We start from the raw sequence: 15,599 nt of genomic DNA, 5'->3' as shown, positions 1-15,599 counted from the left end.
AAAACGGCCCGATGACCAACTTCGAAAGGAACATGCGAAACCCGTGTGCGCAGAGTGAGTTTCCGCAGCCGAGAGAGCGATCGCTTTCGGGAGTGTCCCGTTATGGTGCGCGCCCCCTATCTTTGTGCGCCGGATCGATGTGCCGCCGCATGTCCTTGGTATACAAGATATTCCCCGCAATCGGCCCGATTCCGGGTAATCGCGTCGACCGGTTCTCTGCGCTTACGCATGGCATGCATTATGTATTCTCGTCATGGAGTGCTAAACGGGGCACGAATCAACGGACAACGGCGTCCATCGGCGGTCATTACGACCCCGCTGGACGCTTTTTTTTGCCCGACGATCGCTCAGGCTGCAAACAGCTCCTAATTGCAAGGGAACATCCATGTACAACGTGCTTCGGCCAGCCATCGTTTTGCTGAGCCATCTTCGCTTTCCTTATAAATTTCTGTTCATCGGCTTGATCTTCGTCCTGCCGCTTGCCGTTTACCTGTACCTGCTGATCGTCGAAATGAACGCCGGCAGCGCATTCGCCCGCGAAGAGCGGTCCGGTGTGGAATACCTGAAGGCTTTGCAGCCTTTGCTGCAGGATTTTCCGAAACACCGTGGGATGGTTTACGCCGCACTCAACGGCGACCGGTCTTTCGATGACGATATTCGGGCCTTGCGAGCCCGCATCGAGGAAGCTAAAGCCGCGGTGAACGAGATCGACAGTCGGCTGGATTCCACGTTGCACACCGCAACCCGATGGAATGCCGTGAAACAAGCGTGGAATCGTCTTGCGAATCAATCCGCGGGCGCGGATGCGAAGGAAAATTTTGCCGCCCACACGTCCCTGATCGCCGGCTTGCAGGGGCTGATCGGCCACATCGGAGAGACCTCCAATCTCGTCCTGGATCCCGTTCTCGATAGCGCCTACCTCGCCGATGCCGCAATCCTCAAACTTCCGGCCCTGATGGAGAACCTGGGGCAGGCGCGGGGCTTGGGCACCGGAATGGCCGCTCGCCAGGCGAACGACCCGGACGAGAAATCCCGCCTGATCATGCTGAACACGCTTATCCTGGAAAAGCAGCGCGCCATCGAGCGAGGCATGGACGTCGTTTTCCAGACCAACTCGTCGGTCAAGCCCGCGTTGGCTGCCGGTCTCGAACAGAGTCTCGTTCGTCTCAAGACTTTCCTGGATTTACAGTGGAACGAGCTGATCTCCAAAAATTCCATCGTGATGGCGCCTTCCGACTATTTTGCCGCCGGAACCCGCGCCATAGACGCCCAGTTCGCCCTCTACGATGCGGTTCTGCCCACGCTGGATCGCTTGCTGGAGGAGCGTATCGCCGCCTTTGACGCCAAAAACCGTCTGGTCGTCGTGATCGCCGTCACCACGGCTTTGGTGTCCGTCTATCTATTTGCCGCCTTTTATCTGTCGGTACGGCAGACGGTCCACACTCTGGTCAGCAGCGGCCGGCGTCTGGCCGCCGGCGATCTGACCGCGAAAACGCACATAAACTCGCGGGATGAGCTGGTGCAGGTGGCGGACGGCTTCAACGGCGTCGCCCGCGAGTTCAGCCGCTTTATTGCCGGCGTAGTCGCATCGGCCGAGGAATTGAGCAATGCCGCGAGCGAACTCTCCGGCGCCACCGAGCGGGTCGCCTACAGCGCGAATCTTCAGTCCGACGCAGCCGGAAGTACGGCGGCTGCCATGGAGGAGATGACGGTCAGCATCGGCGAGGTCGCCCGCCACGCCGGCGAAGCGGAGCGGATTTCCAGCCGGGCCAGGGAATTGTCCGCGCAAGGCGAGATCGTCGTCCGCCGCACCGCCGGTGAAATGGAAAAGCTCGCCGACTCGGTCCATCAATCCTCCGGGATGATCACGGCGCTCGGCGCGCGCTCCAACGAAATCAGCGCGATCGTCAAGGTCATCGCCGAAATCGCGGATCAGACCAATCTGCTCGCTCTCAATGCCGCTATCGAGGCGGCCCGCGCCGGCGAGCAGGGGCGCGGTTTTGCCGTCGTCGCCGACGAGGTCCGGCAGCTCGCCGCCCGTACCCGCCATGCGACGGACGAAATCAGGCAAACCATCGTGTCCATCCAGGACAGCATCGACCGGGCCGTGAGCGCGATGCGGACCGGCAGCGAACAGGTCTCGGCCGGGGTTTCACTGGCGACCGAGGCGGCGAGCTCCCTCGCATCCATCCATGAAGGCGCGTTGCAGACCGTGCAGAGCATCACGACCATTGCGGCTGCCACTCAGGAGCAAAGCGTCGTCAGCCAGGATATCGCGCAGCACGTCGAGCAAATTGCCGGGAAGGCCGACGAAAGCACGACGGTTGCCCAGGAAACGTCCGCCATTGCCCGGCATCTCGAACAACTGGCAGCGAACCTCAAGACGATGGTTCACCACTTCCAGATTTGATTCCGCATCCGTAGAGGAGATTCTCATGTTTCCGATTCTGACCGGCCTGACCCTGTTACTGGCTTTTCTGGTGCTCCTCGTTGCCGTCGAGCAGCGATTCGAGAGAGCGCTGCTCGACCGTAAAGCGGCCGGTATCCTCCATTTGCGCCGAACCACGGAATTGATGATCAGTCTTCAGCAACACCGGGGCATGGCCAATTCCTGTCTGAACGGAGATACGGCTTTCCGGGCGCGTCTGCCGTCCGTTCAGAAGAACATCGAAGAGCAGTTGCGGGCGACAATGCCTCTCGCCGACGAAGGTGCCGATGCGCATGCCGGGCAGTTGTCCCGCTGGCGAGCCATTCACGATTCCTGGCAGGAACTGAAACGCGGGCTCTTCGACCTCTCTCCCGCGGAGAGTTTCGCCGCCCATACGCGGATCATCAGGGAAGTCCTGTGCCTCATGGAGGAGGCGGCGGATGGCTCCGGGATAATGTTCGATCCCGATCCGTCCAATCGGTGCATGGCGGCGATTCTGGTACGCCGGCTTCCCGAACTGATCGAGCAGATCGGGCAGGGACGCGGCCTCGGGGCGGGGGTGATCGCGTCCGGAAAATGCCCGCCGGTGTTCCGGATCAAACTCGGTTTTTTGGCCCATCGCATCGACGGCCTCCTGAACGAGATCCAGACGGCGCTGCGGGACCTTTCTCCACCGACTGGGCTGGATCTGCAAGCGGGTTTGGCAACCAGCCGCGAATCGACCCGAAAATTCGTGAATCTCCTCAATGAACGCATCATTCAGCCGAGCCGCATCGAGCTCAAGCTCAAGCCCTATTTTGCCGAGGCGACCCGGGCAATCGAGGCCAATATCGCTCTGATCGATCAACTCATGGATACGCTCCACGGCGTATTTGCCTTGCGAGCCAACGAACTGGCAAGGCCGAAGCGCTATGTGCCGTTGTTCGCCGCGGCCGTTTCGATCCTGGTTGCCCTTGTCCCGCTGACGTGGCTGCTGCCTTAAGTCCGTATCGGGAGATTCCCGAATCGTTGTAGGTCGGCAATCCTTTGCCGACAAACCTGCTTGCCGGCCCGTTAGTGTCGGGAAAGTATTCCCGACCTACAACAGGAGGGAGCCACACCAAACCGAAAAATCTCCCAGGCTCTTTTCCCCGGTGCGGAAGGCACAAGACGCGTGAATCCCGTTCGCTGCGCTGCAATGAACGGCCCGTGCCGCGGTCGAAAGAAATAGTTCGCGTGTTCTTGAATGGGAAGATGAGGCGATACGGATCGCCGTGCATGCACGGGTTATTGGCAATCTTTTTGTCGCTCCTGGTGTTCGCCAGCGGGAGTAGAGCGGATATGAAGGCTTTTGTCGGCGGTACCCTGATCGATGGAACCGGCGGCGCGCCACGCGCCGATGCCGTAATCGTGGTGGAGGGCGAGCGGATTGCGGCGGTGGGGAACCGGGGCGAGTTACCGATTCCTCCCGAAGCGCGGGTGATCGACGCGAGCGGGAAATGGATCGTTCCCGGCTTGATCGATGCGCACATACATTTCTTTCAATCGGGCGGTCTTTATACCCGTCCGGATGTGATCGATCTGCGGGATGTTCGCCCTTATGCGGACGAGATCACCGGGATCAGGCAGCGCGTCCCCGACACCTTGGCTCGATACGTGGCGAGCGGCGTGACTTCGGTGGTGGATGTCGGCGGTCCGTTCTGGACCTTCGAGGTGCGGGATCTCGCGAGGCGGACCGAACGGGCGCCGCGCGTCGCGGTGGCTGGACCCTTGATCGCGACTTATTTTCCGCAGGAACTCAAGGCCGAGGATCCGGCGCTGATCAAGGTCGATTCTGCCGAGGAAAGCCGCGCCACGGTGCGAGAGATTTTGGCGCGCAAGCCGGACCTCATCAAAATCTGGTTCATTCCCTTGCCGGGCCGGAGTCTTGCGTTTCAGACCGCCATAGTGCAGGCCGCGATCGAGGCGAGCCATGCCGCCGGCACTCGGGTCGTGGTGCACGCGACCGAACTGGAGACCGCACGGGCGGCGGTGCAGGCGGGTGCGGACATTCTCGCCCACAGCGTGGAGGACCGCCGGGTCGACGAGGCCTTCATCAAGCTACTGAAGGATCGGAACGTGGTGTACGTGACCACCCTCGTCGTCAACGAGGGTTATCAGGAGGTGCTGGGACGGAAGGTTCGGCTGACCGACATCGAACGCCGCCTCGGCGATCCCGGGGCGATCGCGACGTTCGACGAGCTGGCTAGCCTGCCCGTTTGGAAAAGGCCCTGGGCTTTCCACTGGTTCAGCCGGGATATCGCATTCTGGAATCTGAAGCGTTTGCAGCAGAGCGGCGTGACGGTCGCCGCCGGGACCGATGCCGGCAATATCGGCACCTTGCACGGGCCGGCGCTGCACCGGGAGTTCGAGCTGATGGCCGAGGCCGGCTTGTCGCCCCACGAGATTCTGACTGCCGCGACGCAAGGCGGAGCTCGCGTCATGGGGCGAAGCGCCGAATTGGGGACCGTGGAGCAGGGCAAAATCGCCGATTTCGTGCTGCTCGACGCCGATCCGCTGGCCGATGTCACTCATTTGCGCCGCATTTTCCGCGTGGTCAAGGGAGGGGCCGTTTTCGATCCCCGAGCGTGGGACGAGCAAAAGCCGTCGATGCGATCCCGACTTTGAAACGAACTTCGAACAAAGTACGCTGTTGAATTTCGAGGAGATATCCATGGAAGCCAAACCGAAAATTCTCGCTTTTGCCGGCAGTGCGCGAGAACGCTCCTACAACAAAATGCTGGTGCGGATCGCCACGGCAGGCGCCCGTCGGGCCGGCGCCGAGGTGACGATGGCAGACCTGCGCGATTTTCCGATGCCGATCTATGACGGTGACTTGGAGAGCCGCGATGGCATTCCCGCCAACGCCCTGAAATTCAGACATCTGATGATGGCGCATCAGGGGCTTTTGATCGCTTCGCCCGAGTACAACAGCTCGATTACGCCGCTCCTCAAGAACACCATCGACTGGATATCCCGGCCGGTCGGCGGCGAGGATGGCCTGGCGCCTTTCCGGAACAAGGTCGCCACCCTGCTGTCGGCTTCGCCCGGAGGCTTCGGCGGTCTCCGCGGCCTGGTTCACTTGCGGGCGATCCTGGGCAACATCGGTGTCATCGTCCTGCCCGACCAATTGGCGGTGGCCAAGGCTCACGAAGCGTTCCAGCCCGAGGGCACGCTGACCGATCCCAAACAACACGCCGCCGTCGAAGCCTTGGGGGCAAATCTCGCCGCCACTTTGGCGAAATTGCATGGACAGACCCTAATGCCCGAGCCGGAGGAGCGTCGGCACGATCTGAGCCGAATCGGGTAAGGTTCGGCCACAGAGCGAGAAAGGCCGAGCGGTCGTGGAACAACAACGCCTTGGCTGTCTTCATGCCGCTACGCGCCGTATTTCAGCATACGCCTACGGCGAATCGAGCGGGCGGAATACCAGGTAGAACTGCGTCTCCGTTGCCATGGCTTCGAGGTAGATGCCCCGGCGGGTGTACGGCGCGGCGGAATCGGGGACGGTGCCCACAAACACCCGCTGCAGCTCGGCGCCGGCGATCGCCAGGGCAAACCGGCGGCCGGCGCAGTCGAGCGTGCCGCTCCAAGTGCCCGCCGCCGCATAGGCGGTCCAGTCCTTCCAGTGGCGGAAGGCCGTCGCATTCGGCAGCGATGCCCCTTCCGCGACAGACGGCCGGTCGGAGGTCACGGCACAGGGTGTGTTCATGACGACACCGATCGCGTGCGGCGTGTCCGAGCCGGTGGTCACCCGCACCTGATCGATAAAGTCGCCGGCGCCGATGGCGAGCCGCCGGGTTGCGGTTACGCCCGGACGATAGCTCGGATGGGACACCGCCGCGAACGAGCCGTCCGGCGCGACCTCATCGAGCTGTCCCTCGGACGGCCAGGGATTTTGCCCGTCGCCGTCGACCAGCGGCACGTTGTGCGCCGGTGCCCGGCTGAAATAGCCCTTGTGCAGCGGCGAGCCGTAGCCGACCGTGCCGGCGTCTTTGAGAAGCCAGGTGTCGCCGTATTGCAGTTCATAAGTGAGGGCTTCCTGCTGGGCATGAAACCGGGCTTTCTGGCCATAGCGCAACAGGGCATGCCAGCCGTTCTTCACGAGCTGAACCGCATCGAGACCCGGCACCGGTCCCGACGCCAGGTCGGGCAGTACCGGCATCGAATCGACCGGCTTGGGCGGATCGAGCAGGGTGTCCCAGCTCAGCTGGCCCTTCGCTTCGTCCAGCCCGAGCCAGGTCGGCAACACCCGGCGGGAGGCCGCCCACAACTTGCGGTTCGGCGCCTTGCGATTAGGCGGCGAATCGTTGAGGGTCGGGGCGTCTTCATTGGCAAAGCGCACGGTCACCGGAGAAATCATCAGGTTCTGCGCGATCCAGAGTTCCCGGGCGAACTCGGCCAGCCGCCCGCGCAGGGACGCGCCGACCAGCAGCTCCACCAAGGCCTGGACCGTATACTCCTGATAGGACAGGGAGTGCTCGTACCAGAACCAGTCCGGCGAGACGCCGGTCGCGAGGAGCGACGGAAGACCTAAGGCCGAATGCTTGCCGAAGCCGATCAACTCGGGTTGTTCGAACTCGAGTCCGATCAGCGTCACGGCCGCGGCATGCCAGACGGCGATGTTGTGGACCTCGCGCGACGACGCCATCACATTGGCCGCCAACGGCAGGAACAGCCCCTCGCGCCAGTGGTCGGCGCGGGCCGCCGGGACATGGGGTTTCAGCAGCCGGACCGCTTCGATCAACACCAGGGCGCGGGTCGCTTCGTCCAGACTCTGATTCATCAGCTGGGCTCGGCCGTTCCAGGTCTGCAACGGGAAGCCGCGGTAGGCGTCGGCGTAGAAATCGAGCTGCGAAGCCGCCCAATCCAAGTAGCGCGTATCGCCGGTCAGGCGGAACAGTCGGGCGGCGTCCAGCACGCGGTCGATGTTGTAGATCCGATTATGGGCGATCCAGGCGGCGCGCAGCTTTTCGTGGCCGGGCTGGTCGGGCGGTATCGGCTGATCGGGGGTCCAGTGGAGGAGAACGCCCGTGTTCGGATCGACGTAGTCGTGGATCCAGCCGGCGACCCAGTCCGCGCTCTCGCGGGGCGTGGTCATCCAGTGATCGATCCAGTCGGTTCGCTCCTGCAACCAAGCCGTCCAGCGAGGATCCTGTGCCACGCGCCGGCGGGCCGCGTCCCAGTACTCACGGGCGGCACGGGCCGGTGCATAGCCGCCTTCGCCGGCCTTCAGCGTGGCGAAAGCAGATTTGCTTTCCTCATTGCTAGGCAGCCCTGACAACGGCGGGGTTTCTCCGACGGCCATGGGATTGAAAAATACCCCCGCTAGCGCTAGAGCCAGCCTGCTCCATAATCGGAAATCTCTCATGCTTGAAGCACTCCCTTGATGGTCATGGATGAAAAAACTGTCGTGAATTGCCCGGGAAGTTAAGTTCGATTTCAGCCGTCTTAATGCATCGAAAACGGGTAATATAATGTATGCGGCGTGCCGGGATTGCCTTTGCCCGTACTGTTTTGCTATTTCGCGGGATACGGAGTCGTATATTCGGTATGCAGCGTACCATGGAAAGAAACAGCTTCTTTTTTATCATGGCCGACACGGTTCTTGTTATCTTTAAGAGCTCTGTTTTCAAGTCGAAACATTTCTGCCGGGATTATTATTTTTGCCGGCCGATTTCGAATCGGAAAGGTTTCGACCTGTACCTCGAAAAATCGCGGCTTAAGGTATATCGAATGTGTTGTAGCTTTACTGAATCCGTTTCAGTCTATGCGTTGCCGGACCGGTAGCAATCGATGATGATTTTCGGTGTCGCACATTGCGATAACTCTATACTCGGTTCTTACAATGCGCTTTATATTCGTCGCGGGACTTACTTTAAAGGGAAAGTCTTTTTTATATCGTGACTCGACCCACAAAACCGAAAGCGGACAGATTGTCTTGTAGATATACTCGGCGGACAGGACGAATTCTCGACGATTTACAACTCGGTTTGGAAAATGAAGATAATCGATAACTGGCTGGCAAACGCGAGGCGGCTAGAGAGTTGCAATTGCGACGACAGGCCCGATTCAGGGGATATTTCGCTGGTGGTGATACATGGCATCAGTTTGCCTCCGGGCGAGTTTGGCGGCAACTGGATCGACTGTTTGTTTACCAATACCTTGGAACCGACTGCCCACCCTTATTTCGAGCGCATACACGGCTTTCGGGTATCGGCCCATGCGCTCATTCGCCGCGACGGCGAGATCGTTCAATACGTTCCGTTCCACCGGCGCGCTTGGCATGCCGGGATTTCGAACTATGAGGGGCGGGAGCGCTGCAATGATTTCTCGATCGGCATCGAGTTGGAAGGGGCCGACGATATTCCCTATACCGACCGGCAATACGAGCACCTGGCCGATTTGCTCTCCGCCTTGCTGGCGAATTATCCGGGCTTGTCACCGGACCGGATCGTCGGTCACAGCGACATCGCTCCGGGACGCAAAACCGATCCGGGCCCGAGTTTCGATTGGGAAAGGCTTTACCGCTTGCTGTCCGCAAGAGGTTTTCAGCCGACCGGAGGCAGAGGCATTCTCGTCTGAGGTGAAACCGTCGTAGGCGGGGATGAGGCGATAGCCGTTCCCGGTAAATGCGCCTTACTCCGGGAATGCTGGGCTTGTTCCGGTCTATGATCCAGCAGGTCGGAAATCTTTTGCATGCAAAGCCGATTGCCCGTCCGTTGTGTCGGGAAAGGATTCCCGACCTACTTGGCTATCGTTTATAGGCCGGCAATCCCTTGCCGGCAAATAGGTCTACACCAGGCTGGCCGTCGACTGTCGCGGTCTCACGGAGTCGATCAGCAGCATCGCTACGCCTATGGTGATCGCGGAATCGGCCACGTTGAAGGCCGGCCAGTGCCATTCTCCATAAAACACGTCGAGAAAATCGATAACGTATCCGTAAATGATGCGATCGATGAGATTGCCCAGCGCGCCGCCCAGAACCAGCGCCCAGGCCGCGGCTTCCCAACGTTGGCCCTTGCCGAGCCGGCTCAGCCAATAGCAGATAGCGCCGCTGGCGATGACGGCCAGGCCGATGAAGAACCACCGCTGCCATCCTCCGGCTTGGCTCAGAAAGCTGAACGCGGCGCCCTGGTTGCGTAGGTAAGTGAGCTGAAAAAAAGGCAGCAGGCCGACCGACTCGTAAAGTTCCATCGAGCGATCGACCAGTTGCTTGGTGAGCTGGTCCAGGCCGACGACCAGCGCGGAAAGCCAAAGCCAATTCAACATGAGATCAGGCGTAAAGACGGGTTTCGCCCTGTCCTGCCACGTTCTCCACGCAGCGGCCGCAAAGCTCGGGGTGGTCGGGGTGCTTGCCGACGTCCTCGCGGTGATGCCAGCAGCGTACGCATTTGGGTTTATCGGAAGCCCGAACTTTCAGCTCCAGTCCCTCGATCCCCGTCGGAAGCGTGCCGCTGTCCCCTTCGGGCCGAAGGCTCGCATACGAAGTGATGAACAAGAATCGAAGCTCGCTTTCGATAGGCGCAAGCCGTTCGAGAATCGGTTGGCTGCCGTAAAGCTCGACTTCGGCGTCCAGGGACGAGCCGATCTCGCCGCGCACCCGCAGTACTTCCAGTTCCTTGCTCACCGCCTCGCGGACTTTGAGCAGGAAATCCCAGAACTCGCGGTTGAACGGAGAGGATTCGTCCAGCGGGAACAGTCCCTCGTACCAGGTCTCCAGAAACACCGATTCGCTCCGCTTGCCGGGCAAATGACGCCAGATTTCATCGGCCGTGAAGCTCAGGATGGGCGCCAGCCAGCGGGTTAGTGCCTCGGCGATGTGGTACATCGCGGTTTGTGCGGATCGCCGCGGCAGGCTGTCCTCGCGGCAGGTGTACTGGCGGTCCTTCAGCACGTCGAGATAGAAGCTGCCCAGGTCGATGGAACAGAAGTTGTGGACCTTTTGATAGACCAGGTTGAACTGGTAGGTCTCGTAGGCTTCGACGATTTCCTGCTGGAGACGGAAAGCCCGGTCCACCGCCCAGCGGTCGAGCGCCAGCATCTTTTCGGGTTCGACCGAATGCCGCTCCGGGTCGAAGCCGCTCATGTTCGCGAGCAGATAGCGGGCGGTATTCCGCAGCCGCCGGTAAACGTCCGCCGTGCGTTTCAGAATCTCGTCGGAAACGCTCATCTCGGCCCGGTAGTCGGTTGCCGCGACCCAAAGCCTCAGGATATCCGCCCCGAGGTTCTGCATCACTTTCTGCGGAGCCACGACATTGCCCTTGGATTTCGACATTTTCTTGCCTTCCGCATCCACGGTGAAGCCGTGGGTCAGCACCTGCCGATACGGCGCGGCGTCGCGGATCGCCACGGAAGCGAGCAAGGACGATTGGAACCAGCCGCGATGCTGGTCCGAGCCTTCGAGGTACAGATCGGCCGGCGAATGCAGGTCCTCCCGCCGATCCAGCACGCAGAAGTGGCTGACGCCCGAATCGAACCAGACATCCAGCGTGTCGTTGATCTTCTGGTACTGCGCAGCCTCTTCGCCCAACAATTCCGCGGGGTCGAGATCGAACCACGCATCGATTCCGCGTTCCTCGACCCGTTGCGCGACCGCTTCGATCAGGTCCTCGGTGCGGGGATGCAGGGCGCCGGTCTCGCGGTGGACGAACAAGGCGATCGGCACGCCCCAGTTCCGCTGCCGGGAGACGCACCAGTCGGGCCGGTTCGCGACCATGCCTTCGATTCTCGCCTGCCCCCAGTCGGGTATCCATTCCACTTTCTTGATTTCTTCCAGGGCCTGGCGGCGAAGATCGTTCTTGTCCATGGCGATGAACCACTGGGGCGTCGCTCTGAAGATGACCGGCGTCTTGTGCCGCCAGCAGTGCGGATAGCTGTGCTCGATGCGCGCTTCGTGCAGCAGTGTGCCGCGTTCCTTGAGCACCTCGACCACATGGCCGTTGGCGTTCATGACGTGTTCGCCGGCGAACAGCGGCGTGCTCGGCAGGAACTTGCCGTCGTCCGCCACCGGATTTTCGACCGGCAGCCCATAGCGCTGACCGACGACGTAGTCTTCCTGGCCATGGCCGGGCGCCGTATGCACCGCGCCGGTACCGGCGTCGAGCGTCACGTGCTCGCCGAGAACGATAGGCACCTCGCGCTCGTAAAACGGATGGTGCAGCATCAATCCCTCGAGATCCGAGCCCCTGCAATACGCCACGACGCGGTAATCGTCGACGCCGCAACGCATCATGACATGTTTCATCAGGGCTTCGGCCACGACCAACCGCTCCATCGGTTCCCGGCATTGCACCACGGCGTAATCGAGATCCGGGTTGAGCGCCACGCCCTGGTTGGCCGGCAGGGTCCAGGGTGTCGTCGTCCAGATGACCACCGACAGCGGGCCTTCGCCCGGATGGCCCGGAACCGAGTGACAACGCTGGACCAGCGCGGTTTCGTCGAGAACCCTGAACCGCACGTCGATGGCGATCGAGCGCTTGTTTTCGTATTCGACCTCGGCTTCGGCCAGCGCGGAGCCGCAATCGGTGCACCAATGCACCGGCTTTGCCCCTTTCATCAGATGGCCGCGCGCGGAGATTCGGCCCAAAGCGCGCAGGATGTCGGCCTCGAAGCGAAAGTCCATGCTCAGGTACGGATTTTCCCAGTCGCCGAAAACGCCGAGCCGGATGAACTCGCGCCGCTGGATATCCACTTGCTCGGTCGCATAGGCGCGGCAGGCCTTGCGGAAATCGGAAGCGTTGACCTGCACGCCGGCTTTGCCGATCTTCTTCTCCACCATCAATTCGATGGGCAGGCCGTGGCAATCCCAGCCGGGCACATAGGGCGCGTCGAAACCGTTCAATCCCTTGCTCTTGACGATGATGTCCTTCAACACCTTGTTTACGGCATGGCCGATGTGGATTTCGCCGTTGGCGTAGGGGGGGCCGTCATGAAGAATGAACTTCGGGCGCCCACGGAACGTTTCGCGAATCTTCCGGTAAAGATCCATGCTGCGCCAGCGCTCGAGCTGCTCGGGCTCGCGCTGCGGCAGATTGGCCTTCATCGGAAAATCGGTGCTGGGTAAATTCAGTGTCGATTTGTAATCCGTGCTCATGATGCAGAGGATGATGTTGAATTTGAGATGGCGAAATAGCCTCTTGCAGTCATGACGTCCCGTTCGATCTGGGCCTGCAGTTCGGCTAAGCCGTCGAAGCGCTTTTCGTCCCGGAGCTTGTGGCGAAAAACGATTTCCACCTGTTTTCCGTAGAGGTCTCCGGAGAAGTCCAGCAAATAGGTTTCGAGGAGCACCGTACGTCCTCCCGCGACAGTCGGGCGTATGCCTACGTTCGCGACCCCCGGCAGCGGATGTTCGCCTATTCCGGACATTGTAACGGCAAATACACCCTGTACAGGAGTGTTTTTCCGTCTCATCAAGATGTTGGCCGTGGGAAAGCCGAGCGTTCGGCCGCGCTTCGCCCCATGGATGACGCGTCCGCAGACTGAATAAGGACGCCCCAGGAGTCGCGCTGCGCGAGCTAAATCGCCTGCCGCGAGGGCTTTGCGGATCGAAGTGCTGCTGACGCGTCGTCCATCGACCAATACCGACGGCGTGTCGACCACTTCGAAGCCGAATTCTTTCCCGGCCTGCCGCAACAAGGCAAAGTTGCCGAGCCGGTTTCTGCCGAATCTGAAATCGTCTCCGATCACCAGATACTTGATGCGCAGTCCTTCGAGCAGGATGTCTTGAATGAAGCTTTCCGCCGGCAACATGGCGAGCTGCCGGTTGAAGCGCAGCAGCAGCACCTGATCGATCGGCAATTCAGCCAAGCGGGCCAGCTTTTCACGGAGCCGGGTCAAACGGGCCGGTGCTTCGTTCGGGAAAAAATATTCCCGTGGCTGCGGTTCGAACAGGACGACCACAACCGGCAAATCCAGCCTCCGTCCTGCTTCCGCCAGCCTTTCGATCACTTGGCAGTGACCAATATGGACGCCGTCGAAGTTGCCGATCGTGGCGACGCAGCCCCGTTCGGGAAGTTTCAGTTCGGCGAGTCCTCGAATCAAGCGCATGCGACGGTCCTCAGGTACCTTCCGGAACCAGCATGTGCCTGGGACGGAGCCCTGTCAGGGTAAGACACGACAGATAAGTCGCGAGGCCCAGCAGAATCCACAAAGCCAGATGCGAAATTCGGTCGGCGAGCGACCAGATCTGCCACGGATAAGCATTGGACGCATAGACCAGGATCGGGACCATCACGCCACTGGCGAGCGCTACACGCAGCAGGAAGATCGGCCATCCCGGTTCCGGTTTGTAAATCTGCTCCTTCAAAAGTTTGGCCAGGAGCAGTCCGGCGTTAAGGAGCGCCGCCAACGCCGTCGACAGAGCGAGACCCGCGTGACCCCAGCCGATCGGCGCGAGTTGAAAAATCAGAGCCAGGTTCAACGCGAGGTTGGCGATAATGGCGTAGACGCCATACCTGACCGGGGTGCGGAGATCCTGTCTCGAGCTGAAGCCCGGAACCAGCACCTTGATTGCGATGAAGCCCATCAATCCGATGGAGTAAGTCGTTAGGCTCCGGCTGGCCATCTCGGCGTCATGCGAAGAAAACCGATCGTACTGAAAAAGGGTGGAAATCATCGGTTCGGCGAGTAGCGCTAGGCCCAAGGTCGCCGGCAAGCCGATCAGGATGACCCAGCGGAGAGCCCAGTCCAGCGAACGGGAAAACCCGTCGCGATCACGGTTTGCATGATTTTTCGACAAATGAGGCAACATTACAGTGCCGATAGCGACGCCGAAAATGCCCAAAGGGAATTCCACCAGCCGATCGGAGTAGTAAAGCCAGGAGACGCTGCCGGACACTAAAAAGGAGGCAATCACCGTGTCGACCAGGAGATTCACCTGGGTTACCGAAACCCCGAAAATCGCCGGTCCTATCATCTTGATGATGCGGCGAACGCCGGCATCGTGAAACCCAAGGCGGGGTTTCGGCAGCAAGCCCTCCCGGAGGAGCGCAGGCACTTGAAATGCGAGCTGGACGACGCCGGCGATCAGCACACCCCAGGCCAAGGCGGTAATCGGTTCGGACAGGTAAGGGGCGAACCAAATCGCCGCAGCGATCATCAGAAGATTCAGAAAGACCGGCGTGAAGGCCGGTATGGCGAAACGTCCCCAGGTGTTCAGAATGGCCCCGGCGAATGCCGTGAGGGAAATGAAGAAAAGATACGGCAAGGTGATGCGCAGCATCTCGACGCTGAGCTCGAATTGCTCCGCATTTCGATAGAAACCGGGCGCAAACAGCATGATCAAGACCGGCGCAGCGATAATGCCGGCGAAGGTGACAAGCAACAAGGCCAGCGACAGGCTGCCGGCCGTACGATCCAAGAAGGGCCTGAGCTGGGTCGGGTCGTGGCGCTCCTTGTAATCTGACAGAACCGGCACGAAGGCCTGCGAGAAGGCGCCTTCCGCAAAGAGGCGGCGCAGGAAGTTGGGAATTCTAAACGCGACGAAGAACGCGTCGGTGCCGGGATCGGCACCGAAATAACGGGCGATGACGACATCTCGAACGAACCCTAAAAGGCGGGAGACGAAGGTCATGCCGCCGACGGCCGCCGTGGATTTCAGTAGATGCTTGCTCAGAGCCTAAAACCAGTGCTTTCGTTGAAGAAAAGGCCGTAGTATAAGGAATTTGGGCGATCAAGGCACTGTTAGAGATACGCTGCGAAAAGCTATCCGAAAATGGCCTATAACCTGCGAAAACGTCTGGCCCGATAATTTTGTGAAAATTGCGCTCTTGACTCTTGAATTACTTGTGACGAAAATAACGAATTCGCTTAAAACGATTAGGATTAGAGGTTTTCACCTTGGCTAATATTGCTTCAGCAAAAAAACGCGCCATACAATCGGAAAAACATCGCGCCCACAACGCGGCTCAGCGCAGCCGGTTGCGGACCTTCATCAAGAAGGTCATTCTGGCGGTAGAATCCGGCGACTTGGAGCAAGCGCAGGCCGCATTTCGCGCCGCAGTTCCCGTTATCGACTCGTCGGTTAACAAGGGCTTGATCCACAAGAACAAGGCCGCTCGCAGCAAGAGCCGTCTCAACGCCCGAGTCAAAGCGCTGGTTCTGAGCGCATCCGCCTAAGTTTCTGGCGGAAAGGCGAGGCGGGCTGGCCCGC

At 60.3% G+C, this 15,599-nt stretch carries 11 protein-coding genes; 6 read left to right on the top strand and 5 right to left on the bottom strand.

Going from position 1 to position 15,599, the window contains the following annotated elements:
* Positions 1 to 385 precede the first annotated feature (385 nt).
* The 4 genes from ACWJJK_RS22155 (at position 386) to ACWJJK_RS22140 (ending at position 5,756) form a co-directional block, all read left to right on the top strand.
* A complete protein-coding gene (locus tag ACWJJK_RS22155) occupies positions 386 to 2,410 on the top strand; it encodes a methyl-accepting chemotaxis protein (protein WP_156881821.1) in 2,025 nt (674 codons plus the stop codon).
* A gap of 25 nt (positions 2,411 to 2,435) precedes the next feature.
* The gene (locus ACWJJK_RS22150) at positions 2,436 to 3,410 is read left to right on the top strand and encodes a nitrate- and nitrite sensing domain-containing protein (protein WP_156881820.1); all 975 of its coding nucleotides are present in this window, start codon (positions 2,436 to 2,438) and stop codon (positions 3,408 to 3,410) included.
* A gap of 338 nt (positions 3,411 to 3,748) precedes the next feature.
* Positions 3,749 to 5,074 carry an amidohydrolase family protein gene (locus tag ACWJJK_RS22145; protein WP_454128495.1) on the top strand — a complete coding sequence of 442 codons (1,326 nt, stop codon included), beginning with the start codon at positions 3,749 to 3,751 and terminating at the stop codon, positions 5,072 to 5,074.
* 46 nt (positions 5,075 to 5,120) lie between these two features.
* Positions 5,121 to 5,756, top strand: coding sequence for an NAD(P)H-dependent oxidoreductase (locus tag ACWJJK_RS22140; RefSeq protein WP_156881818.1), 636 nt, complete (start codon positions 5,121 to 5,123; stop codon positions 5,754 to 5,756).
* A 93-nt stretch (positions 5,757 to 5,849) separates the two neighbouring features.
* Here the strand turns inward: ACWJJK_RS22140 and ACWJJK_RS22135 are convergent, their stop codons facing one another.
* Positions 5,850 to 7,817 (bottom strand): heparinase II/III domain-containing protein, encoded by a 1,968-nt coding sequence (locus tag ACWJJK_RS22135; protein ID WP_454128494.1) that lies wholly within the window; start codon positions 7,815 to 7,817, stop codon positions 5,850 to 5,852.
* Positions 7,818 to 8,446: 629 nt separating this feature from the next.
* Here ACWJJK_RS22135 and ampD point away from each other — a divergent pair.
* Positions 8,447 to 9,031 (top strand): 1,6-anhydro-N-acetylmuramyl-L-alanine amidase AmpD, encoded by a 585-nt coding sequence (gene ampD, locus ACWJJK_RS22130; RefSeq protein WP_156881127.1) that lies wholly within the window; start codon positions 8,447 to 8,449, stop codon positions 9,029 to 9,031.
* Between the two features lie 210 nt (positions 9,032 to 9,241).
* Here the strand turns inward: ampD and lspA are convergent, their stop codons facing one another.
* The 4 genes from lspA to murJ are packed head-to-tail and all read right to left on the bottom strand — an operon-like array spanning position 9,242 to position 15,047.
* Complete coding sequence (gene lspA, locus ACWJJK_RS22125) at positions 9,242 to 9,718, bottom strand: signal peptidase II (protein ID WP_133717956.1); 477 nt, start codon at positions 9,716 to 9,718, stop codon at positions 9,242 to 9,244.
* A 4-nt stretch (positions 9,719 to 9,722) separates the two neighbouring features.
* Positions 9,723 to 12,542, bottom strand: coding sequence for an isoleucine--tRNA ligase (ileS, locus tag ACWJJK_RS22120; protein ID WP_454128493.1), 2,820 nt, complete (start codon positions 12,540 to 12,542; stop codon positions 9,723 to 9,725).
* The gene (gene ribF, locus ACWJJK_RS22115) at positions 12,539 to 13,495 is read right to left on the bottom strand and encodes a bifunctional riboflavin kinase/FAD synthetase (RefSeq protein WP_077732077.1); all 957 of its coding nucleotides are present in this window, start codon (positions 13,493 to 13,495) and stop codon (positions 12,539 to 12,541) included. The genes ileS and ribF overlap by 4 nt, the downstream gene beginning before the upstream one ends.
* A gap of 10 nt (positions 13,496 to 13,505) precedes the next feature.
* Positions 13,506 to 15,047, bottom strand: a complete 1,542-nt coding sequence (murJ, locus tag ACWJJK_RS22110; RefSeq protein ID WP_346425854.1) for a murein biosynthesis integral membrane protein MurJ — start codon at positions 15,045 to 15,047, stop codon at positions 13,506 to 13,508.
* 239 nt (positions 15,048 to 15,286) lie between these two features.
* Here murJ and rpsT point away from each other — a divergent pair, with 239 nt between their 5' ends.
* Positions 15,287 to 15,565: a 30S ribosomal protein S20 gene (gene rpsT / locus ACWJJK_RS22105; protein WP_077732075.1), complete on the top strand. Its 279-nt coding sequence runs from the start codon at positions 15,287 to 15,289 to the stop codon at positions 15,563 to 15,565.
* Positions 15,566 to 15,599 lie beyond the last annotated feature (34 nt).

The organism is Methylocaldum gracile, assembly GCF_053646815.1.
Note: the sequence above shows the minus strand (reverse complement) of the source record. Positions and strands in the feature narration are given on the sequence as shown.